The organism is Caballeronia sp. LZ016 (assembly GCF_031450805.1).
Lineage (GTDB): Bacteria > Pseudomonadota > Gammaproteobacteria > Burkholderiales > Burkholderiaceae > Caballeronia.
This window is the reverse complement of record NZ_JARTVY010000005.1, coordinates 26,404-51,544: the sequence shown is the minus strand read 5'-3', so window position 1 is coordinate 51,544 and position 25,141 is coordinate 26,404. Positions and strand designations below refer to the sequence as shown.

Annotated in this window: 19 protein-coding genes; 14 read left to right on the top strand and 5 right to left on the bottom strand. The window is 66.3% G+C overall.

Features of this window, described 5'->3' with window-relative positions; translation table 11 throughout:
- Positions 1-13: 13 nt before the first annotated feature.
- The gene (locus tag P9220_RS24105) at positions 14-1,789 is read right to left on the bottom strand and encodes a hybrid sensor histidine kinase/response regulator (protein WP_309768319.1); all 1,776 of its coding nucleotides are present in this window, start codon (positions 1,787-1,789) and stop codon (positions 14-16) included.
- A 173-nt stretch (positions 1,790-1,962) separates the two neighbouring features.
- Here P9220_RS24105 and P9220_RS24100 point away from each other — a divergent pair, with 173 nt between their 5' ends.
- From P9220_RS24100 to P9220_RS24090, 3 genes are all read left to right on the top strand, one after another.
- Complete coding sequence (locus tag P9220_RS24100) at positions 1,963-2,739, top strand: hypothetical protein (protein ID WP_309768918.1); 777 nt, start codon at positions 1,963-1,965, stop codon at positions 2,737-2,739.
- A gap of 156 nt (positions 2,740-2,895) precedes the next feature.
- Positions 2,896-4,857: an alkaline phosphatase PhoX gene (locus P9220_RS24095; RefSeq protein WP_309768318.1), complete on the top strand. Its 1,962-nt coding sequence runs from the start codon at positions 2,896-2,898 to the stop codon at positions 4,855-4,857.
- 250 nt (positions 4,858-5,107) lie between these two features.
- Positions 5,108-7,351 carry a filamentous hemagglutinin N-terminal domain-containing protein gene (locus P9220_RS24090; protein WP_309768316.1) on the top strand — a complete coding sequence of 748 codons (2,244 nt, stop codon included), beginning with the start codon at positions 5,108-5,110 and terminating at the stop codon, positions 7,349-7,351.
- 19 nt (positions 7,352-7,370) lie between these two features.
- On the opposite strand, the gene P9220_RS24085 is transcribed toward P9220_RS24090, so the two are convergent.
- Positions 7,371-9,191: a ShlB/FhaC/HecB family hemolysin secretion/activation protein gene (locus P9220_RS24085; RefSeq protein WP_309768314.1), complete on the bottom strand. Its 1,821-nt coding sequence runs from the start codon at positions 9,189-9,191 to the stop codon at positions 7,371-7,373.
- A gap of 598 nt (positions 9,192-9,789) precedes the next feature.
- Here P9220_RS24085 and mdcA point away from each other — a divergent pair.
- Genes mdcA through mdcH form a run of 9 tightly spaced genes read left to right on the top strand, consistent with a single transcriptional unit; the run spans position 9,790 to position 17,157 of the window.
- Positions 9,790-11,451, top strand: a complete 1,662-nt coding sequence (gene mdcA, locus P9220_RS24080; protein WP_309768312.1) for a malonate decarboxylase subunit alpha — start codon at positions 9,790-9,792, stop codon at positions 11,449-11,451.
- Complete coding sequence (locus P9220_RS24075; protein WP_309768311.1) at positions 11,451-12,341, top strand: triphosphoribosyl-dephospho-CoA synthase; 891 nt, start codon at positions 11,451-11,453, stop codon at positions 12,339-12,341. The genes mdcA and P9220_RS24075 overlap by 1 nt, the downstream gene beginning before the upstream one ends.
- A gap of 8 nt (positions 12,342-12,349) precedes the next feature.
- A complete protein-coding gene (locus P9220_RS24070; RefSeq protein WP_309768309.1) occupies positions 12,350-12,658 on the top strand; it encodes a malonate decarboxylase subunit delta in 309 nt (102 codons plus the stop codon).
- 3 nt (positions 12,659-12,661) lie between these two features.
- Entirely contained in the window at positions 12,662-13,513 is an 852-nt protein-coding gene (locus P9220_RS24065; RefSeq protein ID WP_309768308.1) for a biotin-independent malonate decarboxylase subunit beta, read from the top strand.
- On the top strand, positions 13,510-14,325 hold the full coding sequence (gene mdcE / locus P9220_RS24060; protein WP_309768307.1) for a biotin-independent malonate decarboxylase subunit gamma: 816 nt from the start codon (positions 13,510-13,512) through the stop codon (positions 14,323-14,325). The genes P9220_RS24065 and mdcE overlap by 4 nt, the downstream gene beginning before the upstream one ends.
- Positions 14,326-14,383: 58 nt before the next feature.
- Positions 14,384-14,779, top strand: a complete 396-nt coding sequence (gene madL / locus P9220_RS24055) for a malonate transporter subunit MadL (RefSeq protein WP_309768306.1) — start codon at positions 14,384-14,386, stop codon at positions 14,777-14,779.
- A 15-nt stretch (positions 14,780-14,794) separates the two neighbouring features.
- A complete protein-coding gene (gene madM, locus P9220_RS24050) occupies positions 14,795-15,562 on the top strand; it encodes a malonate transporter subunit MadM (protein ID WP_309768305.1) in 768 nt (255 codons plus the stop codon).
- Positions 15,563-15,580: 18 nt separating this feature from the next.
- The gene (locus tag P9220_RS24045) at positions 15,581-16,222 is read left to right on the top strand and encodes a malonate decarboxylase holo-ACP synthase (protein ID WP_309768304.1); all 642 of its coding nucleotides are present in this window, start codon (positions 15,581-15,583) and stop codon (positions 16,220-16,222) included.
- Entirely contained in the window at positions 16,219-17,157 is a 939-nt protein-coding gene (gene mdcH / locus P9220_RS24040; protein WP_309768303.1) for a malonate decarboxylase subunit epsilon, read from the top strand. The genes P9220_RS24045 and mdcH overlap by 4 nt, the downstream gene beginning before the upstream one ends.
- 4 nt (positions 17,158-17,161) lie before the next feature.
- Here the strand turns inward: mdcH and P9220_RS24035 are convergent, their stop codons facing one another.
- Complete coding sequence (locus P9220_RS24035; protein ID WP_309768302.1) at positions 17,162-18,076, bottom strand: LysR family transcriptional regulator; 915 nt, start codon at positions 18,074-18,076, stop codon at positions 17,162-17,164.
- Positions 18,077-18,349: 273 nt separating this feature from the next.
- Positions 18,350-19,039 (bottom strand): CBS domain-containing protein, encoded by a 690-nt coding sequence (locus P9220_RS24030; protein WP_309768301.1) that lies wholly within the window; start codon positions 19,037-19,039, stop codon positions 18,350-18,352.
- 192 nt (positions 19,040-19,231) lie between these two features.
- Between P9220_RS24030 and ptsP the strand changes: the two genes are divergently transcribed.
- Positions 19,232-21,769, top strand: a complete 2,538-nt coding sequence (gene ptsP / locus P9220_RS24025) for a phosphoenolpyruvate--protein phosphotransferase (RefSeq protein ID WP_309768300.1) — start codon at positions 19,232-19,234, stop codon at positions 21,767-21,769.
- Positions 21,770-21,785: 16 nt separating this feature from the next.
- A complete protein-coding gene (ptsG, locus tag P9220_RS24020) occupies positions 21,786-23,570 on the top strand; it encodes a PTS glucose transporter subunit IIBC (RefSeq protein WP_309768298.1) in 1,785 nt (594 codons plus the stop codon).
- Positions 23,571-23,582: 12 nt separating this feature from the next.
- On the opposite strand, the gene P9220_RS24015 is transcribed toward ptsG, so the two are convergent.
- Complete coding sequence (locus P9220_RS24015; RefSeq protein ID WP_309768297.1) at positions 23,583-24,686, bottom strand: AI-2E family transporter; 1,104 nt, start codon at positions 24,684-24,686, stop codon at positions 23,583-23,585.
- Positions 24,687-25,141: the final 455 nt, after the last annotated feature.

The following is a 25,141-nucleotide window of genomic DNA, read 5'->3' as shown; positions in this document are numbered from 1 at the left end:
GCCGTATCGGCTATCACGCGGCTTCGTCCTGCCCGCTCTCCTGCAGCAACAGATCGAGCGTGCGGCGCAGGCGCGTCGGCGTCACGGGCTTGCGCAGGACCGGGACGCCGTCGGCCGCGAGCGCCGACAGTTCGGGCGACGCCATATCGCCGGTGATCATCACGCAGGCAAGCTGGTTGTGGCCGCGCCGCCGCAGCGTTTCGCGCACCGCGCCGATCGCATCGATGCCCGTCTGATGACGGCCGATCTGGTAGTCGCACAAGAACGCGTCGGGCACGAAGCCCTCGGCGATCGCGCGCACCGCCGACAATTCGTCGCGACAGCCGCGCACCGTGCAGCCCCAGCGTGCGAGGAGCGTGCTGAGCGCGTCGAGGTTCGCGGGGTCGTCATCGACGCACAGGATATGGCGGCCTTCGATCAGCGCGCCGACTGAAGGCGGCGCGGTGAGGCTCGCGGTGATGAGGCCCGCTTCGCCCAGTCTGACCGGCACCCGCACGGTGGTGCCGCGCCCGAGGTCCGAGCGCAGCGTGAGTTCGCCGCCGAGCAGGTGCAGGAGGCGGCGCACCGTCGAGAGGCCGAGTCCGTGACCCTGCCGCATCGCGTGCTGCGGCAGCGGGACCTGATAGAACTCCTCGAAAACGAGCTCGTGCTCGTGCGGCGCGATGCCGATGCCCGAGTCGCGCACTTCGATATGACAGCGCGCGGGATCGCTGCCGTGCCGCACGCCGATCCAGATCGCGCCGCGCTCGGTGTACCGCACCGCGTTCGACACCAGGTTGATAAGGATGCGTTCGAGCAGCACGGGATCGGTATTCGCGACACACGCGCTCGGCGCGATGCGGAACGCGAGCCCTTTGGCGGCGGCGGCCGGACGAAACTGCTTGTCGATGCGCGCGAGCAGTTCGGACAAGGAGAAGTGCTGCGGAATGACCTGCGTCACGCCGCTTTCGATGCGCGCGAGATCGAGCACCTGATTGAACAAGTGATTGAGCGCCTCGACGTTCGCGATGATGTTCTGCGCCGTTTCCTCGCGCTCTTCGGGCCTTGCGCCGCGCTCGCAGAGCGCCTGGGCGAGCAATCCGATCGCATGCAGCGGCTGCCGCAGGTCGTGGCTCGCGGCTGCGAAGAAGCGCGTCTTGGCGCGGCTTGCATCTTCGATCAGGCACTTCTGGCGCGTGATGGTTTCGGCGAGCTTCTGCTGATCCGCGAGCGCCGCCACGATGCGCCGATGACGCCGCCGATACTGCCCCGCCGCGGCACACAGCGCGACGCTGAACGCCGCGAGCAGCGCGCTGACCGCGATATCGCGGGGCGTCGCCTGCATCAGGTGCACGGCGATGACGGGCGTCATCAACGCCACGACTGCCGCGCCGAGGTTCATCGCGCACAGGCCGTTCGACGCATAGGCGAGCGCCGCCAGCGCGACGAGCAGCACGGTATGAATGGCGACGGCATCGGCGGATTCCATCTGGAATGCGAACCATATCGGCAGGCCCGGCGCACCGTGAAGTAACACGTTCGATAACGCATGAAGGCCGATCCAGCCGCGCACGTCGAACGCAAATGGGCGATGACGGCGCCACGCCCTTAGCCCTGACGCGGTGACGACCGCGATGCCATAGACAAACAGGGAGACGAGGATCATGCGCCTGTCGGCCGGGCGCGTGAGATAGACGGCGCTGAGAAGGACGAGCGCGCATGCGTGCGCGACGATGGCGACGGGGTCCGCGGCGTACAGCGTGTTGGCGAGATCGCTATCGATCTCTTTCTGCTCACGATCGCCATGCATTCTGTCATCCCCTTGTCGCCATGCAACGCCCGGGGTAACGGCAGTAAGCGGCGGAGGTCCGTGCTCGACTGGTTTACCCGAGAGTTTAGGCGACGGCTATCACTTAATCCATATTGGACGATCGGTACGAAAGAACCATACTCCTCGCGTAGCCACCGATATGGGGGGTCATGATGGATACCTTGACGATGAACGCCGCAGCCGACGCCGGTACGGTGTCGACGCTGGCCGCGCTCTGGCGGCGCAGGACGCATCTGTCGCACGACGAAATGGTTTCCATCTATACGCTCGTGAGAAGCGCGTTGCGCAGCTACCATCCGCCCGAATTGCAGTCGCTCAGGGAAGACAAGGAAGAGCTGATCGCGCAGTTCATCTATTCGAAAGTGCTGAGGCTGGAGCCGGGGCATACGGAATCGCATTCGGGGGAACAGAGCGCGCCCTCGACCCGCTATGCCGTATGCGCGTATTTCAGGCGGTTTCTCATCGATTGCCTGCGCAGCGCGAGCTATCAGCGCGATGTGTCGATCGAACTCGACGGCATTGAGCAACAAGTGGACGAGCACGCGCATGCGGTCGCCGACCCGGTTGAATCGGTGCTCGTGCAATACGGCTTGAGCGAAGCGCGCGTGCGGCTGCTTGCGCGCGATTTCATCGAGGGCCTCGACAAGTACGAGCGGCTCGTGCTGGCCGGCACGCTCGGGTGGTCGTCAGGCGGCAAAGGCGGGCTGTCGGGCGTCGCCGCGCGTCATCACATTCCGTCGTATCACTATCGCGCGGTGAAGCTCGGCGTGACGGTCAAGAAGTCCGCGCAAAGCGACGACTTCGCCGGCACGAAGATCGGTCGATGGATCAGCGCGACGCTCGGCATCGCGATCAGCGTCGACAATCAGCCGGCCATCTTCATCGTGCTGAACCTGCTTGCCGTCGAGTCGGGGCCCGGGATGAACTGAGGTCGAGCCACGGGAGAGATTTACAACGCGCTGTCAAACGCATTTCACATTCATTTCCTAAAGTGTTGCGTCATCCGGCAACCGCGGGCCGTGGAGGCTCGCGGACACGAACTCGATTCGCCGGGGACAACCCACATCAAGGAATTGAAACCGCACATGGCGCAGTCCCACGATCTTTCCCGCCGCAAAGCCCTGAAGATTCTCGCTGGCGCACCGATGCTGCCGCTCGGACTCGCGTCCACGTCGCTGCTCGCCGCGTGTGGCGGCAGCGACGCCACCGCGCTTGCGCCGACGCCCGCAGCCGCCGCCGCATTCACGACGGCATCGTTCGGCAGCATGGCCGCGCCTTCGCTTGCCAATCCGGATGCGATGGCGACGACCACGGTTGCATCGACGATGACGGCGAGCTTCGCCGATGGCAGCACGCGCAGCTACAAGCTCGCGTATCAGCCGTTCTTCGTCACCGGCGACGTGGTGCCGAACACGGCGGGCGGGACCATCGTCGCGGGCGGGTACTTCGACATCGGCAATCAGCCGATCATCGATCGTTCTGTTGCGGGCAGCGAGCGGCAGTTCTTCTCGGATTGCCCGGACGGAACGTCGCTCATCAGGCTGGACAACGCGACGGTCAAGGGCGTGAAAGGCAATGCGGTGTTCGCGGTCGTGCAGTTCGAATACACGACGCGCGACCGTGCGAGCGAGGACATGTACGGCAAGCTGCCGTCGCCCATTGCCGTGCTGACGCTCGATCAGGATCCATCGACGGGCAAGCTCTCGCTCGTGAGCTATGCGAATGTCGATACATCGAAGGCCAACGGCTTGTGGATCACGTGCGGCGCGAGCTTGTCACCGTGGAATACGCACTTGTCGAGCGAAGAGTACGAGCCCGATGCCGCGACCCTCGCCACCAACACGCAGTTCAGGGCCTATAGCCAGAACCTTTACGGCGATGCGACGAAGGCCCGCGCGTATCACTATGGGCATCTTCCCGAAGTGACGGTTCATCCGGACGGCACCGGCACGATCAAGAAGCACTACTGTCTTGGACGCATCTCGCACGAGCTGATCCAGGTGATGCCCGACAGGCGCACCGTGCTGATGGGCGACGACGCCACGAACGGCGGCCTTTTCATGTTCGTCGCGGACAAGGAAGCGGACCTTTCGGCCGGCACGTTGTATGTCGCGAAGTGGACGCAGACATCGTCGGCGGGTGCGGGTTCGGCGACGCTCACGTGGCTCAATCTCGGCCACGCCACGAGCGATGAAATCGAGGCGCTCGCGAACACGCTGACGATCGCCGACATCATGGACATTGTTACCGACGAAAGGAATCCGCCGAGCGATGCAAGTTATACGCGCATTCACTTCAGCGGCAAGTACAACTGGATTCGCATCAAGCCGGGCATGGAGAAAGCGGCGGCGTTTCTGGAAACGCATCGCTATGCGGCGCTGCGCGGCGCGAGCCTCGGGTTCACGAAGCTCGAAGGCACGACCGTCAATGCGAAGGACAAGGTGCTTTATACGGCGATGTCGCAGATCGTATCGTCGATGGTCAAGGGCAACGCGCATAACGTGGATATCGCAGTCGACCGCGCCATCAATTCGGGCGCCGTCTATGCGCTCAACATGAAAAGCGGCCAGCGCGATGTGACGGGCGCGGCGATCGATAGCGAATGGGTGCCGGTGGACATGAGCGCGCCGGCTGCGCTCGTCGGCGAGGACATGGCCGCCGATGCGATCGGCAATACGGCGAATCCGGAGAGGATTGCGAATCCGGACAACATCAAGTTTTCGGAGAAGCTGCGCACGCTGTTCATCGGCGAGGACAGCAGCATGCACGTCAATAACTTCCTGTGGGCTTATAACGTCGATACGAAGATGCTGTCGCGCATCCTGTCGGCTCCGGCGGGCGCGGAATCGACGGGGCTGCATGCTGTCGATGAGATCAATGGCTGGACGTACATCATGAGCAACTTCCAGCACGCGGGTGACTGGGGAAGCGTGCATGCGAAGGTGCAGGCGACGCTCGATCCGCTCGTGCGGGCGAACTACAAGGATCGGTATGGGGCGGCGGTGGGGTATTTGACGGCGGATGTCACTTCGATTCGGTTGGGGTGATGGCAAGCATCGCGCTGCGCGTGTCTGTTGCAATGCAATAAAGCCCCGTGTGCACTGCCGTCGAAGCGCACACGGGATCATCTTGCTTACGACACCGCTCACCATCGCCAACGCACTCCCATTGCATTTATCCATTCAGGTTATATTCTCGATACTCACCGATTCGGTGTGCCACGCAACGGGAGGCGTCATGCGCAATGAGTCGTCTGTTCATGGTTGGCTGGCCAGACCAGCCGCGATCGTTTTCCTGATGGGCGTCTCTCTGCCAGTCGCCTTCGCAGCCGGTCCGCTGCCGCAAAACGGCAACTTCGTCGCGGGTTCCGGCAGCATCACATCCACCGCGAACCAGGTGAACATCACCCAGGGCACCGCGCGCGGCGTCATCGACTGGAACAGCTTCTCCATCGGCGCAGGCAACAGCGTCAACGTCAACAACGGCTCGGGCGCCACGCTCTCGCGCGTGACCGGACCGGCCGCATCGGCCATCGACGGCGCGCTCAACGCCACCGGCAGCTTTTATCTCATCAATCCGCAAGGCGTCGTCATCGGACGAGGCGGCATCGTGACGACCGGCGGCCGCTTCGTCGCCGCCACCCTGGATACGCCCAACGACGCATTCATGGCCGGCGGACCGCTCACCTTCTCCGGCACGAGCAACGCCTCCATCGTCAACCTCGGCAAAATCAGTTCGACGGGCGGCGACGTATTGCTCATCTCGCTCGCCCACACAGAAAACGCCGGACACATCGCTGCGCCCAACGGGACCGCCGAACTCGTCACCGGCAACGAAGTCTTGCTGAAGGATTCATCGAGCGGCACGCAGGTCTTCGTGCAGCCAGGCACGCACGGCGATGTCGCGAACAAGGGCTTCATCCGCGCCGCACAAATTCACCTCGAAGCCGCCGACGGAAACGTCTACGCGCTCGCAGGCCGCCACGCGGGACTGCGCGCGACCGGCACCGCCAGCCGCGATGGCCACGTATGGCTCGTCGCGCGTCAAGGCGACGTGCAGCAGCACCAAAGGATCAGCGCAAAGAACAGCGACGGCACCGGCGGCACAGTCGATACCATCGGCACGACCACGGAACTCGAGAACACCACGGTAAGCGCGGCGAAGTGGAACATCGGCGTGAGCGAGCTGAACGCCGGGCCGCACAACGCGGCGGCGCTGTCGCAGAGCCTGTCGAACGGCACCTCGGTGCGCGTGAACGCGGACAACGACATCAACGTGCTGTCGACACTGCGATGGACCGGCAATGCATCGCTCGTGCTCGCCGCCGGGCATTCCATCCTCCTCGGACCGCTCACCACGATTTCCAACACCGGCGCAGGCAACCTGTACCTGCGCGCCGATGCGAAAAGCATCGACAACAACGGCAGCGTGACGAACGCAGGCACCATCGACTGGTCGCAGAGCACGGGCGTCGTCGCCGCGTTCTACGATTCGAACGGCGCGTTCACGCCCGGCACGCTGCGCAGCACCGCGTCGTGGAGCGCCGCGCCCTTCAGCGGACTCAAGACGCAGGTGACGGCGTATCAACTCGTCAATTCGATCGCCGAACTCGAGAACATCTCGCAGAACCTGAACGGCAACTACGCGCTCGGCAAGGACCTGTCCGCGACGGGCTCATTCACGCCGATCGCAATCAACAACACGACCGGCTTCACCGGCCAGTTCGACGGCTTCGGCCATACGATCGACGGCATCTCGTTCAGCACCACGCCGGACTCCGGCTCGCCGCCGCTCGGCATGTTCTCCGCGATCGGCAGGTCGGGCGTCGTGCGCAACGTCAATCTGACGAACGCCTACGCGTCGCCGTGGGCCACGCTCGCCGGATTGCTCGCGGGCAGCAACGCCGGCCTGGTCGCGAACGTGCACGTCACCGGCGAGATGAGCACCGACGAGATCGGCGCGGGCGCAATCGGCGGTGTCGTCGGCGAGAACTCGGGGACCATATCGCGCGCCACCAGCAATGTGTCGATGTATGCGCAAGGCTCGATGGGCGGCATCGCGCTGTCGAACTCGGGGCTCATCGTGCAATCGTCGTCGAGCGGCGACTACGGCGGCGGCACGCACGCGCACGTGGGCGGCATCGCGGCGGGCAACGGGACGACCGGCATCATCAGGCAATCGTATTCGACCGCGAGCGCCGGCGGCGTCACCGACGGCGGGCTGACGGACTACAACGCGGGCAGGATCGAGGAATCGTTCGCAGCGGTGTCCGCGCCGGCGCTGCCGCCCGGATACGTCGGCGGCATCACGTCGACGAACGTGGGCAACATCGCCAAGGACGTGTACTGGGATCGCGAAGTGTCGGGACAAAGCGTCGGCGCGGCCACCGGCACGGCCATCCCCGCCGCGAACGGGCTGACGACCGCGCAGATGGGCATGGCGTCGAGCTTCGCGCCCACCTGGAACTTCGCGCCGGGCGGCACGTGGACGTTCATCGAGGGCGTCTCCCATCCGGTCCTGCAATGGCAGGTGACCAAATAGCGCGACGTGACAGGCGCGGTCACGAGCCGAGCACGATGTACAGCATCCCGACCGGTGCTTTGGAACCGGCGGGCTCGGCCGCGTGCAGCGGAAAGCCGAACGTTCCCCGCACATTGATGAAACGGCTGACCTGAAAGCGGAAACCGCCGCCGATGCCGACCAGCGATCCGTTGTTCGGTTCGGCCGGCTGATCGATGCGATTCCACACCCGCCCTGCATCGACGAAAAGAAACGGCTGAATGGCGACGCCGCTCGCGCCCATGCTCCACGGCGGCGTGCGCACTTCCGTCTGCACATTCCAGCCGCGATCGCCCTGCACCACATACGGCAGGTAGCCACGCACGCTGCTGTCGCCGCCCAGTCCCATCTCTTCGCTGGGCAACAGCGTATCGGGCGTCCATTGCAGCATGGCCCGTCCCGATGCGATGAACCCGCCGCCCAGTGCGATATCCCGCTGCGCCGACAACTGCGCGTACATGTAGCGCGGCGTCGCACCGTGCCGCGCGCTTTCGAAGGCGGCTTCGTTGTTGTCGGCATCGAGCCGGCCGGGACTGAGCACGACCGTCGCGTTGGCGCGTGTCTGGCCCGATGTATCCGTGCGGCTCAGTTCGTAAGCCAGCACGAACTGGTGGATGTGCGTGTTCGAGTTGAACACCTGGAAGCCGCCGAACTCGAGGTTGTTGTTGGACCGCTTGAAGTCGTAGCCGAACTGCGCCTGCTGCTGCCAGCCCGCGAACGGCGTGAGCCGCCAGTCGTAACGGATGCTGGCCTGCGCGGAAATGCCGGTCTGTCCGTAGCTGTCGGGCAGGCGCGGCGTGCTCTGGGCATAGACGCCGAACAGTTCGACGCGATCGTGCCACGGCAGCGGCGCCGAATAATTGAGCGCGTGCGCGACGAAGCGCGCGCGGTTCGGGCGCCCTTCGATATCCGGATTGCCGCTCAGCGCGTCGTTGCTCGCGGTGATCTGATAGGCGATCTGCTGGTCGAGCCCGAAGAGATTGCCATAGTCGATGCCCGCGAAGAACCGGTCGCGGCCGAGCTGCGGAACGCCTGCGTTGTCGTAGCCGGCGGAGACGCGCATCGGGAAGCGGTCGGCGGTCTGGAGGATCACGTCGGTGGTGCCGTCGGCCTCGCCGGGGGCGTAGATCACATCGACGGCGCGGTATGGATTCGCGTTGAGCAGTGCGAGGCCGGTGGCGACGTCCGATTCGCGGATCGCATCGCCGGCGGTGAGCGGCATGTCGCCGGTGAGGAGCGCATCGGAGAAGTAGCGATTGCCGCGCGGGATCACTCGGCCCAGCCGATAGCTCGCCACCGCGATACGCACGACGCCGTCGGTCACGTCCTGCTCGGGCACGTAGACATCGACGAGCGGCAGTCCTGCCTCGCGATATCGAGCCACCACGGCGCGGCGAATGTCGGCGAGCCGCGCGAACGTGAGCGGGCGATCGAGGTCGGCGGCGAAGCCTTGGAGGAAGGCGTCGTCGATCGGCGTGAGGCCGCGCGCGACGATGCGGCCGTCGGCTGCGCGCGCCTCGGCGTTCGTCGACGCGGATGTCGACGCGGACTTTGACGCGGATGCTTCGAACACGAGCCCGCGAAGCGCGGTCACCGCGACTTCCGCCGATCCGCTCGCGGGCTCGGGCGGCGGCGGCGGCGTGGAAGGACGCGGGGACGCGGGCGGCGGCGTGGGACTCACATCGCGATAAGACTGCGCGTGGGCGATTGCGCTGGAGAGCAGCAGCGTTGCGAGGCCGAGGCGTGCCAGCCGACGCGGCCGTGCGGGAGGGTGACTGCCCGCGAGAGTGCGAGCGCGATATACGGTGAGCGGATTGCGCATCTGGCTCCATGAGGTCGGGCACGCTTGTCGGTCGATCGGCGTGCTTTGTGTCGAAGCAGCGGCGCGGGTGCGCGAACAGGGATGTTAAGGCGGAATCGAGGGGAGCGCCATCGGGGGATGAGGCTATCGACAGCCCGTGCACCGCGCGCGGCAAGCAATCAGCGTTGTGGCGCGGCGTTGGAGCCGCCGCGATGCGGGACCGCGTTCCTGAATCACTGGGCGCTTTGAACACGCGCCGGTGTTGCGCGGGATCCATTAACAGCTTGGTTTCTCCAGTGCCACCGTGCGTCATCTGATGCCGACATTGTCGGCGTTCCGTTGTAGTGCAAGTTATCGAGCGCGCGCTCGGCTTGTTCGCTCCATTCGATCGAGGGAATGACTTTTCCCACGAGGATGCCGGAACCGACCCGTTTCCTTGCGTACTTCGTCTCACCCGCCGGCATCGGCATATCGGCCGTCGAAAGCGGAACCTGGGAGCAGCACGCAGGGAAAACCCTCCCCCAACCATTACCCTCCGGATAACAATCGCCCGCCAACGTTGATTGAACCGGCATCCCGTGCTCTCTAGACTCGCCTCATGTCCTCAGCGAGAGCATCCATGTCCAGTCAAACTCAGTCCCCATCCCGCTGGGCCACGCGCCGGGCGGACAAGCATCGCCGGCTCGCGCGCGTCGCATCGATCGCGGACGGCATGGTGCTGCCCACCGATCGCATCGTCGATGTACTGCAGGCGCTCGTCGCGCCCGGCGACCGCGTCGTCGTCGAAGGGAACAACCAGAAGCAGGCCGATTTCCTCTCGCGCTCGCTCGCCAAAGTCGATGCCGGCGTCGTCCACGACCTGCATCTCATCATTCCCAGCGTGAGCCGCGCCGAGCACCTCGATCTCTTCGAGCGCGGCATCGCTCGCAAACTCGACTTCGCCTACGCCGGCGCGCAGAGCCTGCGCATCTCCCAGTTCCTGCAGGACGGCATCCTCGAAATCGGCGCGATCCACACCTACATCGAGCTCTACGCGCGGCTCTACGTCGACCTGACGCCGAACGTCGTGCTGTGCGCGGGCTACAAGGCCGACCGCCAGGGCAACCTGTACACCGGCCCGAGCACCGAAGACACACCCTCGCTCGTCGAAGCAGCCGCGTTTCGCGACGGCATCGTGATCGCGCAAGTCAACGAGATCGTCGACGATCCGAAAGACCTGCCGCGCGTCGATATTCCCGGCTCGTGGATCGACTTCGTCGTGCAGTCCGACAAGCCGTTCTTCATCGAGCCGCTCTTCACGCGCGATCCGCGCCTCGTCACGCCGATGCAAGTCCTGATGGCGATGCTCGCCATCCGCGGCATCTACGAAAAGCATCAGGTGCAGTCGCTCAATCACGGTATCGGCTTCAACACCGCCGCAATCGAACTCATCCTCCCGACCTACGGCGACAAGCTCGGCCTCAAGGGCAAAATCTGCCGCCACTGGACGCTCAATCCGCACCCCACGCTCATCCCCGCAATCGAGACCGGCTGGGTCGACAGCGTCCACTGCTTCGGCGGCGAGCTCGGCATGGAAGCCTATGTCGCCGCACGGCCCGACATCTTCTTCACCGGGCGCGACGGGTCGATGCGCTCGAATCGCACGATGTGCCAGCTCGCCGGGCAATACGCGGTGGACATGTTCATCGGCTCGACGCTGCAGATGGATGGCGAAGGCAACTCGTCGACGGTCACGCACGGACGGCTCACCGGCTTCGGCGGCGCGCCCAACATGGGCCACGATCCGCACGGCCGCCGTCATGCCACGCCCGCGTGGCTCGACCTGCTGCAAACGGACAGCCCGCTCGAACGCGGCCGCAAGCTCGTCGTGCAGATGGTCGAGACGTTTCAGGCGGGCGGACAGCCGACCATCGTCGAATCCATCGACGCCGTCGATGTCGGCCGCGAATCCGGCATGCCGCTCGCGCCCGTGATGATCTACGGCGACGACGTCACGCACGTGCTGACCGAGGAAGGCATCGCCTATCTGTACAGGGCGCGCTCGCTGGAGCACCGCAAGGAGATGATCGCCGCGGTATCCGGCGTCACGCCGATCGGCCTGAAAAGCGACAAGAGCAAGCTCCCGGCGCTGCGCCGCGACGGCTTCGTCGCGCTGCCCGAGGACCTCGGCATTCATCGCAGCGAAGCGAGCCGTTCGCTGCTCGCCGCGAAAAGCATGGCCGATCTCGTCGACTGGTCCGACGGGCTGTACGATCCGCCCGCGCGCTTCCGGAGCTGGTGATGCGCGATCCCCATGCCAGGAGCGCCGCGCGCCCGCTCTGTCTTTCGCCGGACGCGGCCGGCCGCCTCGGCCGATACGTCGTCGAAGCGCTGATCGACGAAGTCACGCTCGCGCCCAAGCCCGGCCTCGTCGATATCCGCAGCCGCGGCGCGCATCACGATCTCGACTGGACGTTGATGTGCGTCTCGGCGCTCGCGTTGCAGCCGGCGTTCGTCGCGATGGCGCGCGCGGGCATCGACATCGCACCGATGCCCGCGCTGCGCGAACGCATCGGCGCAATCGGACGCGAAGGCGAAGCGCGCATGCTTGATGCGACCGGCGGCGTCAACACGCATCGCGGCGCGATCTGGGCCCTCGGGCTGCTCGTGACCGCGGCCGCCCGCGAGCCGTCGAATCTCACGGCGGATGCGGTCGCCGCGCTCGCCGGATCGATCGCGCGCGTTCAGGATCGTCATGCCCCGGCGCGCACCGGCAACAAGGGCGAGCAGGCTTGCATCGACTATGACGTCGGCGGCGCGCGCGGACAGGCGCAGGCGGGCTTTCCGCACGTGGTGCGCGTCGCGCTGCCGGAACTTGCGCGCTCGCGTGCGCGCGGCGACAGCGAAACGTCGGCGCGTCTCAACGCCCTGCTCGCAATCATGGCGAGCCTCGACGACACCTGCGTGCTCGCGCGCGGCGGACGCAACGCGCTCGCCGAATTGCAGCACGGCGCAAGCCTCGTGCTCGCGGAAGGCGGCGTCGCGACACTCGCGGGCCGCCGTCATCTGCGCGCGCTCGACCAGCGTCTCGTCGAACTCCACGTATCGCCCGGCGGCGCGGCCGATCTGCTCGCCGCCGCACTCTTTCTCGACCGGCTCCAGGGCGAAGCAACCGAATCGCCTAATACTTAGGAAACCATATGGAAAACATCGTCCTCGAATTTCCGGCGGGACAGCCCGCAAAAGGCCGCGCGCTGGTGGGCGTGGTCGCGTCCGGAGACCTCGAAATCCTGCTCGAAGCGAACAGCGCGAACCGCACGGTGGTGAACATCACCACATCCGTCGATGGCAAGGGCCGCCTGTGGGAAGCCGTGCTCGAACGCATCTTCGGCGATGGATCACTGCCCGCTGCAAGGCTCGAAATCAACGACGCGGGCGCGACGCCCGGGGTCGTGCAGCTGCGCATCGGGCAGGTATTCGAACAACTCGAATCGAACGGCGGAGCGTGAATCATGGACGCACAGCAATTGCTCGAACGCCAGAGCTTCATCGAACTCGATGCACGCAGCCGCGCGAAGAAGCTGCTCGATGAAGGCACGTTCACCGAACTGCTCGATCCTTTCGAACGCGTGACGTCGCCGTGGCTCGCGCGGCAGAACATCGTCACGCAGTCGGATGACGGCGCGGTCGTCGCGAAAGGAACGATCGACGGTCAGCCCGCCGTGGTGCTCGGCATCGACGGCGGCTTTCAGGGCGGCAGCATGGGCGAAGTATCGGCGGCGAAGATCGCGGGCAGTCTGGAACTCGCAGCCGAAGACAATCGCAACGGCATCCCGACGCGCGCCGTCATCCTCTTCGAGACCGGCGGCGTGCGCTTGCAGGAAGCCAATCTCGGGCTCGCGGGCATCGCGGACATTCACGCGGCCATCGTCGACTTGCGGCGCTATCAGCCGGTGATCGGCATCACGGCGGGTCCCATCGGATGCTACGGCGGCATGTCGATCGCCGCCGGCCTGTGCAGCTATCTGATCGGCACGCGGGAGGCGCGGCTCGGGCTCAACGGACCGGCCGTGATCGAGCAGGAAGCCGGTATCGCCGAATTCGACTCGCGCGACCGCCCGACGATCTGGAGCTTCACCGGCTGCGAGCAGCGGCATCGCACCGGACTGATCGATGTCTTCACCGCCGACGACGCCGATGCGATCCGCGCCGCCGTCATCGACCTGTTGCGCGCCGGCCGCCCCGCAGCGTGCCGCAGCGAGCGCGTGGCCGGCTTCATCGAGCGGCTCGACCAGATCGATACGGCCGCGCAAGCCACGCCGCAACAGGCAGCCGCCATCTTTGGCAAGGGATTCGCATCATGAGCACACGAGAGCTTTCGAAACGCGGCGCGGTCTGGCTCGACGCGCTGACCCGCAGCGCACCGTTGCAGCCGGGCTATCCGCCGTCCGTGCGCGTGGCGGATGCGCGCATCGGCGACCGCCCTGCGCGTTTCATCGCGGTGGTGCCGGACCCGGACAACCCGTTTCCGTGCGCACGCAACGGCGAAGTCGGACTGATCGAAGGATGGCAACTGGCGCGCGCGGTGCGTGAAGTCATCGATGCGGACGCAGCAAGCGATGCCAAGCGCGCGATCGTCGCCGTGATCGATGTCCCGAGCCAGGCGTATGGGCGTCGCGAAGAGGCCTACGGCATTCATCAGGCGCTCGCCGCCGCCGCCGACGCCTACGCGAGCGCCCGTCTCGCCGGGCATCCGGTGATCGGGCTGATCGTCGGCGGCGCGATGTCCGGCGCGTTTCTCGCGCACGGCTATCAGGCTAACCGGCTGATCGCGCTCGCGGACCGCGAAGTGATGGTTCACGCGATGGGCAAGGAATCCGCCGCGCGCGTGACCCTGCGCACCGTCGCGGATCTCGAAGCGTTCACGGCGCACGTTCCGCCGATGGCGTATGACATCGACAACTACGCGTCGCTCGGCCTGCTCTGGAAGCTGCTCTCGCCCGCCAACGCCGATGCCCCCACGGCCGCCGATCAGTCGATGGTCGAGACCGCGCTCGAGGCCGCGCTCGACGACATTCGCGCCGATCCGTCGCGCGGACTCGAAAGCCGGCTCGGCAGCCCGCACCGGGCGGCGTCGGCCACGGTGCGCAGCAAGCTGCGCGAGGCCTGGCGCTAATCGCAACTTCGGACATCGGCTCGTCAGAAGCCAGTCAGTCAATTTCAGGAGACGGTAAATGATCATCTACGGAACTGCGTTGCTCGCGTTCTGCCATCTGGCGGGACTTTTTCTGGGCGATCTGCTCGGCGCCGCGATAGGCGTGAAAACGAACGTGGGCGGCGTCGGCATCGCGATGCTGCTGCTCATCTTCCTGCGGCTCTATCTGCACAAGAAGGGCTTGTTGCCGAAGGAAACGGAAGCGGGCGTCGGCTTCTGGGGCGCGATGTACATCCCGGTCGTCGTCGCGATGGCGGCGAACCAGAACGTCGTCGCCGCGCTCAAGGGCGGGCCGGTCGCGCTGTTGTCGGCGCTGGGCGCGGTGATCGCGTGCGCGGGCTGCATCGCCGTGCTCTCACGGACGGGCCGCGACAGCACGTCGTTTGCCAATGCCCCGAAGCTCGAAGAAATCTGAACGCCGGAGACAGCCATGTTCCAAATGATCGATAAGGTTCTGATTCACAACGGTCTCGTCACGGCGTTCGCGCTGGTCGGGCTCATCATGTGGGTGTCGTCGGTGATCTCGAGGAAGCTGACGTTCGGGCGCGTGCACGGCTCGGCGATCGCCATCGTGATCGGGCTCGTGCTGGCCTACTTCGGCGGCGTGTTCACGTCGGGCCAGAAGGGGCTTGCGGACCTGCCGCTCTTCGCGGGCGTCGGCCTGATGGGCGGCGCGATGCTGCGCGACTTCGCCATCGTCGCGACCGCCTTCGAAGTGCAGGCGACCGAAGCGCGCAAGGCCGGGATGATCGGCGTGGTGTCGCTGCTGCTCGGCACGGTGCTGCCCTTCATCGTCGGCGCGAGCGTCGCGCATGCGTTCGGCTACACCGACGCCGTCAGCATGACGACGATCGGCGCGGGCGCGGTCACGTATATCGTCGGTCCGGTGACGGGCGCGGCGATCGGCGCGAGTTCGGACGTGATCGCGCTCAGCATCGCGACGGGTCTCATCAAGGCGATCATCGTGATGATCGGCACGCCGCTCGCGGCCGGCTTCATGGGCCTGAGGACGCCCCGCTCCGCGATGATCTTCGGCGGACTCGCCGGCACGGTGAGCGGCGTCAGCGCGGGACTCGCCGCGACGGATCGCCGGCTCGTGCCGTACGGCGCGCTGATCGCGACGTTCCATACGGGCGTAGGCTGCCTGCTCGGGCCGTCGCTGCTGTTCTTCGCGACGAAAGCGCTGGTCGGCGCGTGAGGCATCGGGAGACCCGCAGTGTCGATCCATCGTGAAGCGCCCCGCCCGCACGATCTCGTGTGGGTCGAAGCACCGGAGGACATCGTGGCGACATCGGCGATGCCTGCGTGGGCTACGCGCGAGTGGCTGTCGGTCGCGCCGGCCGTCGTGCGGCGGGAGGCGGCGGAGCGCGGCGTCGTGCCCGTCGGTCTGCGCGGGCACGCGCGCAACGAGCGCTTCGCGGCCTTCGTGAACGTCGAACGCATCGCGCGATGCGTGACGCCGGAAGCACTGGCCCGAGCACGCGGATGGCTCGATGCAGACGGCGCGCTCGCGAACCTGCCGTGCATGCGCGCCCTCGCCTTCATCGCGCCCCGGCTGGATGCACTTGCATTGACGTGGGGCGTGACGGGCAGCGTCGGCTTCGCGCTTGCAAGCGGCGTGAGCACATTGCGAGAGGACAGCGACCTCGACTTGCTGCTGCGTGCGGACCGACCGTTGCCGCGCGATGACGCGCGCGCGTTGCTGTCGTTGTTGCAGGCCGCGCCTGCACGCATCGACATGCAGGTGGATACCGGTCACGGCGGCTTCGCACTTGCAGAGTGGACCGGGCGGGCCGGGCGCGTGATGCTGAAGACGGGTCGCGGGCCGAAGCTCGTTGCGGACCCGTGGACATCATGAGCGTGCTTTTCACGTTCCCTGGCCAGGGCTCGCAACGCGCCGGCATGCTGCACGCGTTGCCCGATGATCGCGAAGCCGCGCGCACGCTCGAAGAAGCAAGCGATACCCTCGGCTGCGATGCGCGTGCTCTCGACGATTCCGCCGCGCTGCGCTCCACCGTCTCCGTGCAGCTTTGCCTGCTGATAGCGGGCGTCGCTCAGGCGCGGGTCATTCAGGCGCGCGGTCACGAACCCGACATGGTTTCGGGGCTGTCGATCGGCGCGTATCCCGCAGCGGTGATTGCCGGCGCGCTCACGTATCCCGACGCGCTCAGGCTCGTTGCCTTGCGTGGCCGGCTGATGGAAGAGGCTTATCCGCGCGGCTTCGGAATGACGGCGATCGTCGGTCTGACTCAGCGGGCGCTCGAACCGCTGATCGCGCAAGTTAATAGCGACGCCGAGCCTGTCTTTCTGGCGAACATCAACACGCCGACGCAGATGGTCGTCGCCGGCAGCGATGCCGCGATGCAAAGTCTCGCGGCCATCGCCATCGAACGCGGCGCGCAACGCAGCGACCGGCTCGATGTGGCGGTGCCATCGCATTGCGCCCTGCTCGATGCACCCGCCGCCGCGCTCGCCGATGCTTTCCGGCCGGTCGATGTGCGCGCGCCGCGCATCGTTTATCTGAGCAGCAGCGCCGCGAGGCCGCTGTTCGACGGCGGGCGCATCGCCGCCGATCTGGCCGGCAACATGGCGCGGCAAGTGCGCTGGCACGACACGATGCGGCTCGCGTGGGAGCGCGGCGCGCGGCTGGCCGTGGAAATGCCGCCTGCAAACGTGCTGACGCGGCTGGCGGCCGACGTGTTCGCGCAAGGCATCGCTGTCAGTTGCAGCGAGACATCGCTCGACAATGTGGACGCGCTCATCGACAGGGAACGCGCGCGCGACGAGCGTTGAACGCTCAATCGAGGTTGCGCGTGCGCAGGCGGCAGACGGCCATCAGCGCGAGCAGGTTCGGGTCGCGTTCCCGCGCGCGCAGGAAGCTGACGCCGATGGTTTGCCGCATCAGGTATTGCGGCTTGAGCGGGATGAACTGCACTTTGTCGCCGAAGACGCCGCGCACGCGTCCCGGCAGGAGCGTGTAGCCGACGCCGCCGCTTACGAGATTCATCAGCGAGAAGATGTCGCCGGTTCGCACGGTTACGTTCGGCTCGAAGCCCGCGACGCGGAACGCCTCGACGAAGCCGTGATACGTGGCGAATCCTTCACCGAGCGAGACGAAGGTTTCGTCGCGGCAGTCGCGCAGATCGACGGCTTCCTGCTTGGCGTAGGGCGATCCGGCGGGCGCGGCGAAGAAGATGTCGTCTTCGAAGAGCGGGATGGATTCCACTTCGGTTTCGGCATCGGGCAGGGCCATCAGGGCGGCGTCGATTTCGCTGCGCTTGAGCTTGTCGATCAGCATCTCGTTGGAGCCGAGCACGAGTTCGACTTGCAGGGTCGGCCTGCGCACCTTGATATCGACGACGATGCCCGGCACGGTGCGAATGGTCAGCGAATAAAGGGAGCCGATTTTGAGGCGGTCGGACGAATAGCCGGCGGCTTCCCGCGTCGCGCGGATGCCGTCGGACATCAGCGTGATGACTTCCTGCGCGACGTCGGCGAGCATCTGGGCGGCTTCCGTCGACTTGAGATTGCGGCCTTCATGGCGGAAGAGCGCGCAGCGCACGCCCTGCTCGAGCGAATGCAACGCGCGATGCACGCTGACCGTGCTGACGTTCAATGCTTCGGCGGCCTTGGCAAGGTTGCCGGTCTCCATGAACGCGAGCAGGACTTCGAGCTTGCGGAAGGTGATTTCGTCGTCGATTCGGGGGGGCATGGGGGTGGGGCGGTGCGGGCGGAAACGGTTGATTATCGCGGGATGAGTGGCGCGACGGAATAGCGTTTAACCCACAGGGCTTCTCATTCCGGTGGACGGAAAGCGCGGGGATCGGAGTCGATCCGCCGGCATGAACCGGCTCGCAGCATCGCAACGAGAAAGGGTGAGCAAGCGACGGCTCCATCCTGCCGATTCATCTCATCGGCCGCGCCTTTCGTTTCGGCGGCGAAACGACGCTATGCAATCCTCGACGGTGGCCATGCCATCGCAACGCTACCGCTGAACATCGTCGCCCTCCCCAAAATGCGTCACCACTCCCCGCACCCCCGCCACATTCTCCGCCGCGACCCTCAGCGCGTTCCCCTCTTCCGCGCTCTTCACCGCGCCCCATAAGTGCACGGTCCCCTGCTCGACGACCACACTCTCGCGCGCCATCGCCCACGGATGCCCTTCCATCGCCTGCAGCACCGCATCGCGCAACGCGGCATCGTTGCACTCGCCGGCATCCGGCGGACAAGGCGTGCGCGTCACCAGCGCGCGAATCAGGTTCGCCCGGCTGATCACGCCGACCACGCGGCCATCGCGCATCACGGGAACCCGCTTGATATGCCGCTGCGCGAACAGATCCGCAATGTCGCCGATCGGACACGACTCCGTGATCGTCGCGACATCCGTCGTCATGACGTCCTTCACCTTCCGCGCGTGCTCCTTCACATACTGACTCGCCATGTCGCGCGCCGACGGCAGCGTCTCCTGCCACCACGCGCGATCCTTCAGCCCCGTCCCGAGCTCCGCGCGATGCATGAGATCGCCCTCCGTGACGATGCCAAGCAGCTTGCCTTCCTCGTCGATAACCGGCATTCCGCTGATGCCGGCAAAGACCATCGTCCCCGCCGCGTCGCGCACCGACATTTCAGGACTCGCAGAAATGATGGACGTCGTCATGATGTCGGATGCTTGCATGTCTGGCTCCTTCGAAACCGAAAGCACATCGAAGCGAAAGGAAATCGATCCCTACGTTATACGCATTCGATGCGCAAAACACGAATCTTTTGCCTATGATTCGACTCAGGATCGTGAAAGCACTTTGCAGGCATCGCTCAGCACGTCTCAGGTCCGCGACCTCCAAGCGTCCGCGGCCAAGGAGTCGTTCCCATGAAAGCTCCGCAGCGTTTGACGCGGGTCGCGTTGATGGCGCCGCTCACAGGCGTCATGGTCCCGATCGAATCCGTGCCCGATCCGGTCTTCGCCGAGAAGATGGTCGGCGACGGCGTATCCATCGACCCGGTCTCCGACGAACTGCTCGCGCCCCTCGCCGGCAAGATCACCCAGCTTCACCGCGCCGCGCACGCCGTCACCGTGACGGGCGAAAGCGGCATCGAAGTGCTGATCCACATCGGGCTCGACACGGTCATGCTGCGCGGGGAAGGCTTCACGCCGCTCGTGAGCGAAGGCGACACGGTCGCCACCGGTCAGCCGCTGATCCGCTTCGATCCGCTCTTCGTCGGCGCGAAGGCAGTGAGCCTCCTCACGCAAATGGTCATCGCCAACGGCGAACTGGTGACGCGCTACGAACCCGCGACCGGCATCGTCACAGCCGGCAAGGACGTCGCGTTGTCGGTGGAGTTCGTCGGCAGTACGCGGGGCGCACCGGGCGATGAAACGGGCAGCGCCGCCGTTTCCGATGAAGTCGCGCTGCCGAATCCGGCGGGGCTGCACGCGCGGCCCGCGGCGGTCGTCGCAAGCGAAGCCAAGAAGTTCAAGTCCGATATCCGTCTCGTGCGCGGAGGCGACAGCGCCAACGCGAAATCGGTCGTATCGATCATGAAGCTCGTCACGCGCATGGGCGACAAGGTGCGCGTGGAAGCCACCGGTCCCGATGCCGGCGCAGCCGCCGCCGCGCTCGCGGCCCTGCTCGCCGCCGGTTCCGGCGAGAAAGCCGGCGATGCGCCCGCTCCCGCGTCAGCCGCCGCAAACGCGCCGCCCGCGCCCGACGTGCTGCGCGCGGCGCGCACCGACGCGAACGAGTTCACGGGCGTCTCGGCGTCGCCGGGGATCGCGGTCGGCGCCATCGTGCAGTTCCGCCAGGAAGTGATCGACGTCGCCGAAACGGGCGAATCGCCCCAGCGCGAGCGCGCCCGGCTCGACACCGCCCTGCACGACGCGCGCCAGCAGATCGAAGCGCTCAAGCTCAAGCTGAGCGGCCCGAAGGCGCAGATCATCGACGCCCATCTCGAGTTGCTCGACGATCCCGATCTCAACGATCTCGCGATTGCAGGCGTGAGCGCCGGAAAGAGCGCGGCCTTCGCCTGGCGCGAGGCCTTCCAGAAGCAGGCAGCCACGCTCGAAGCACTCGACGATGCGTTGCTGCGCGAACGCGCCAGCGATATCCGCGATGTCGGACGCCGCGTGCTCGCGCTCATCGCCGGCGTGAAACAAGCCCGCATCGGCGTGCCGGCCGATTCGATCCTCGTCGCCGAAGAGTTGTCGCCATCGGATACGGCGTCGCTCGACCGCGAGAAGGTGCGCGGCTTCTGCACGACGACCGGCGGCGCGACGAGCCACGTCGCCATTCTGGCGCGCTCGCTCGGCATTCCGGCCATCTGCGGCATCGACGAAGACGCGCTGCAGCTCCCCGACGGCACGCCCGTCGTGCTCGACGGTTCGCGCGGCAGCCTGCGGCGCAATCCGAGCGCCGCCGAACTGCAGAGCGCACGCGACGGCATCGCGCGGCAGGCGGCGCGGCGCGAACAGGAACGGCTCGCCGCGACGAAGCCCGCGGTGACGGCGGACGGTCATCGCGTGGAAGTGGTCGCGAATATCCGCAACGCCCAGGAAGCCCGCGACGCGGTCGCGGCGGGCGCGGAAGGCGTCGGTCTGCTGCGCTCCGAGTTCCTGTTCGACAACCGCGACACCGCCCCCGACGAGGACGAACAGGCCGCCGCCTATTGCGCCGTGGCCGAAGCGCTCGGCCGCGAACGCACGCTCGTCGTGCGGACGCTCGATGTGGGCGGCGACAAGCCGCTTTCCTATCTGCCGCTGCCGCACGAGGACAACCCGTTCCTCGGCCTGCGCGGCGTGCGGGTGAGTCTCGACCGTCCCGACATGTTCCGCACGCAACTGCGCGCCATTTTGCGGGCTGCATCCATCGGCAAGCTGCATGTGATGTTTCCGATGATCACGACGATCGAAGAAGTACGCGCGGCGCGGCAGCTTCTGCGCGAGGAAGCGGGCGATCGCGCGAGCGAGGTGAAGGTCGGCGTGATGATCGAAGTGCCCGCCGCCGCGCTGATTGCCGAGCCGCTCGCGCGAGAAGTCGACTTCTTCTCGATCGGCACCAACGATCTGACGCAATACACGCTCGCGATGGATCGCGGTCATCCGAAGCTCGCGCGGCAGGCAGACGCGCTGCATCCGGCGGTGCTGCGGCTGATGCAGATGACCGTCGAGGGCGCGCATCGGCATGGCGCGTGGGTCGGCGTGTGCGGCGGCATCGCGTCCGACGCGATGGCCGTGCCGGTGCTGGTCGGCATCGGCATCGACGAGCTGTCGGTCAGCGTGCCCGCCGTCGGCTCGATCAAGGCGCAGCTCGCGCGCCTCACTCTCGACGAAGCCCGCGCGCTCGCAGCCGATGTCCTCGCGCTCGGCACCGCCGCCGAAGTCCGCGCGCGTCTCGCACCCTACGCCGCCTAGAACCGGAGCGACCGCCATGTTCAAGAATGCCTTCGGCGTGGTGCAGAAAGTCGGCAAGTCGCTGATGCTGCCCGTTGCCGTGCTGCCGGTCGCGGGCTTGCTGCTCGGCCTCGGCGCGACCGATTTCCACGGCCACGTGCCCGCCATCGTGCTCGCGCTGATGCGCAATGCGGGCGATGTCATCTTCGCGAACCTGCCGCTCATCTTTGCAATCGGCGTCGCGCTCGGCTTCACCGAGAACGACGGCGTATCGGGCATCGCCGCGACCATCGGCTTTCTCGTGATGACGGCGACGCTCGGCGTGATCGCGAAAGCGCAAGGCGTCGACACCGACACGATCATGGGCATTCCGTCGATCCAGACCGGCGTGTTCGGCGGCATTCTCGCGGGCGGGCTCGCCGCGTGGATGTTCAACCGCTACTACAAGATCTCGCTGCCGCCGTATCTCGGCTTTTTCGCGGGCAAGCGCTTCGTGCCGATCGTGACGGCCATCGGCGCGATCGTGCTCGGCGCGATCCTCTCGGTCGTCTGGCCGCCCATCGGCGGGCTCATCAAGGCGTTCTCGCACTGGGCGGCGGTGTCCGATCCGCGCATGGCGGCGACGATCTACGGTTTCGTCGAACGTCTGCTGATTCCGTTCGGGCTGCACCATATCTGGAACGTGCCGTTCTTCTTCGAAGCCGGCAGCTTCCTCGATCCGGCGACGGGCAAGGTCGTGCACGGCGATATCAACCGCTTCTTCGCCGGCGATCCGACCGCGGGCATTCTCGCAGGCGCATTCCTCTTCAAGATGTTCGGACTGCCCGCCGCGGCCATCGCCATCTGGCATTGCGCGAAGCCGGACAAGAAGGTTGCGGTTGGCGGCATGATGGTGTCGGCGGCGCTCACGTCGTTTCTGACGGGCATCACCGAGCCGATCGAGTTCGCGTTCCTGTTCGTCGCGCCGGTGCTTTATTTCATTCACGCGTGTCTCGCAGCATCCGCGCAGTTCGTCGCGAATACGCTGAACATGCACATGGGCTTCACGTTCTCGCAGGGCGCCATCGACTTTCTGATGTTCAATCTCATCGGCAACAAGTCGACGCATGCGTGGTACGTCTTCTTTCTCGGTCCGATCTATGCAGTGATCTACTACGGCGTGTTTCGCTTCTTCATTTCGCGCTTCGATCTGAAGACGCCGGGCCGTGAAGACGATACCGCCGACGCCGCCGCGACCGGCGCGGCGGCCGGCCCCGGCGGCCGCTCGCGCGACCTCGTGCTCGCGTTCGGCGGACGCTCGAACATCACGAGCCTCGACGCGTGCATCACGCGCTTGCGCATCTCCGTCGCGAATCCCGCGCTCGTCGACGATGCGCGGCTGAAGGCGCTCGGCGCGGCGGGCGTGCTGCGAGTGGGCAACGGCGTGCAGGCGATCTTCGGCCCGCTCTCCGAGAACATGAAGACGGACATGCAGGAGTATCTGAAGACGGCGGGCAACGAGGCCGATCTCGCGCCCGCCGATGCCGCCGCCGCGCCGCCTGCCACCGCGACTGCAGCCGCCGCTGCATCCCCGGCGCCCGCGATGGCGGACCTGTCGGCGCGCGCGCAGCAGATTCGCGCGGCGCTCGGCGGTGCGGGCAACATCGGCACGCTCGATGCCCTCGCGCTCACCCGCCTGCGCGTGCGGCTCGCGGACCCCGCGCGCATCGATGCCGCCGCGCTGCGGTCGGCGGGCGTTCCCGTCACGCAGCCGCTGGCGAATGGCGAGATCGATCTGATCGTCGGCCTGGGCGCGGCCGATCTCGCAGGCGCGATGCGCTGACACGCCGTCGCATCACGGCCCCGACGACTCCGCCGCCGACACGGCTTCCCGGTCCTGCCGAACCCATCGCCAGAACAGCTGATAGCCGACCGCCAGCATCACGGGGCCGATGAAAAGCCCGATGACGCCGCTCGTCACCATGCCGCCGAGCGCACCGATCAGCACGACGGGCATCGGCACCGACACGCCGCGCCCGAGCAGCAGCGGCTTCAGCACGTTATCGACAAGTCCCGCGATGAACACGTACACCGAGAACACGATGGTCGCGGCGTTGAGGCCATCCGTGACGATCACGAACACGATGACCGGCCCGGTCACGAGCGTCGCGGGCAGTTGCATGATGCCGATCAGCAGCACGGCGAGCGCGAGCAGCCCCGCGCCCGGCAGCTTCATCAGCACGAACGCGGCGCCGATGAGCACCGTCTGAATGAAGGCGATTCCGACGACGCCCTGCGCCACCGCGCGGATCGTCTTCGTGCAGAGCTCGACGATGCGCGGCCCGTTGTCCGCGCCGGAGATGCGCGATGCGATCTGCAGCGCGTTGCGATGCCCCTTCTCGCCATGCGCCATCACGATGCCCGCCACGATCAGCGCAACGAAGAAGATCACGAGCCCCGCGCCGAAACCCGTCACGGTGCCGAGCACGGTGCGTCCCGCGACTCTCAGTTCGGGCGCGAAGCGGCGCAGCACGCCGACGAGATCGGTCGACGCCTGCAGCCAGAAATCGAACACACGTTGACCGATGAGCGGCCACTTCGCCACCGATGCATCCGGCGGCGGAATGTGAATGCTGTCGCTGCGGATGACCGCGAGCGCGTGCTCCACGGAATCGGCGAGCGCGAGCGCGAGCAGGCACGTCGGCGCGAGCACGACGGCGAACGCAACGAGCACGATCAGTGTCGCGGCGAGGCCGTCGCGGCCGCCGAAGCGGCGTCGCAACATCGTCTGAAGCGGATACAGCGTGACCGCGAGGATCAGCGCCCAGATCATCAGATTGAGGAACGGCGCGAAGATGCGAAAGCAGAACACCGCGAGCACCGCGATCAGGCCGACCCGGATCAACACATCGAGCAGCTCTCTCGACAGCTCACGCTGAAACGGTCGCGGGTGCAGCATGGGCTTGTCTCCTGCCGGATGCAGCCGCAGTGGCCAGCACTGCGTTCCAGTCTAGGACAGCCGCGCGCGACGATCAACGCGCACGGCGCGCGACGCGCGATCCTCGCCCGTGCGCAGACCATTTACTTCGGACAAGAAAGCATTCACGGTGTCATTCAGCGTTTCAGGAATCGACACGAACGCACGCTCTGCGGAAGCTCACGAACCCTATGGCGTTTTCATCGGTATTCGGCTATTAGTAGATTCGTCAGGCGCACGGCATCGAAGCATGACCGCTTGAGCCGATCGCGGGAAGCGTCTCTGGCCATCATGCAAATCATCGAAAACGGAGGCAGCGGAGGCAGCGGCGGCACATTCGAAGCTCGGGGCTCGCGTCCGGTGACATCGACACGTCCGGGGCGCATTGCGGGCAATCGACGGCGAGCGCAGCATCATGCGCCCGCACTCTGGTTACG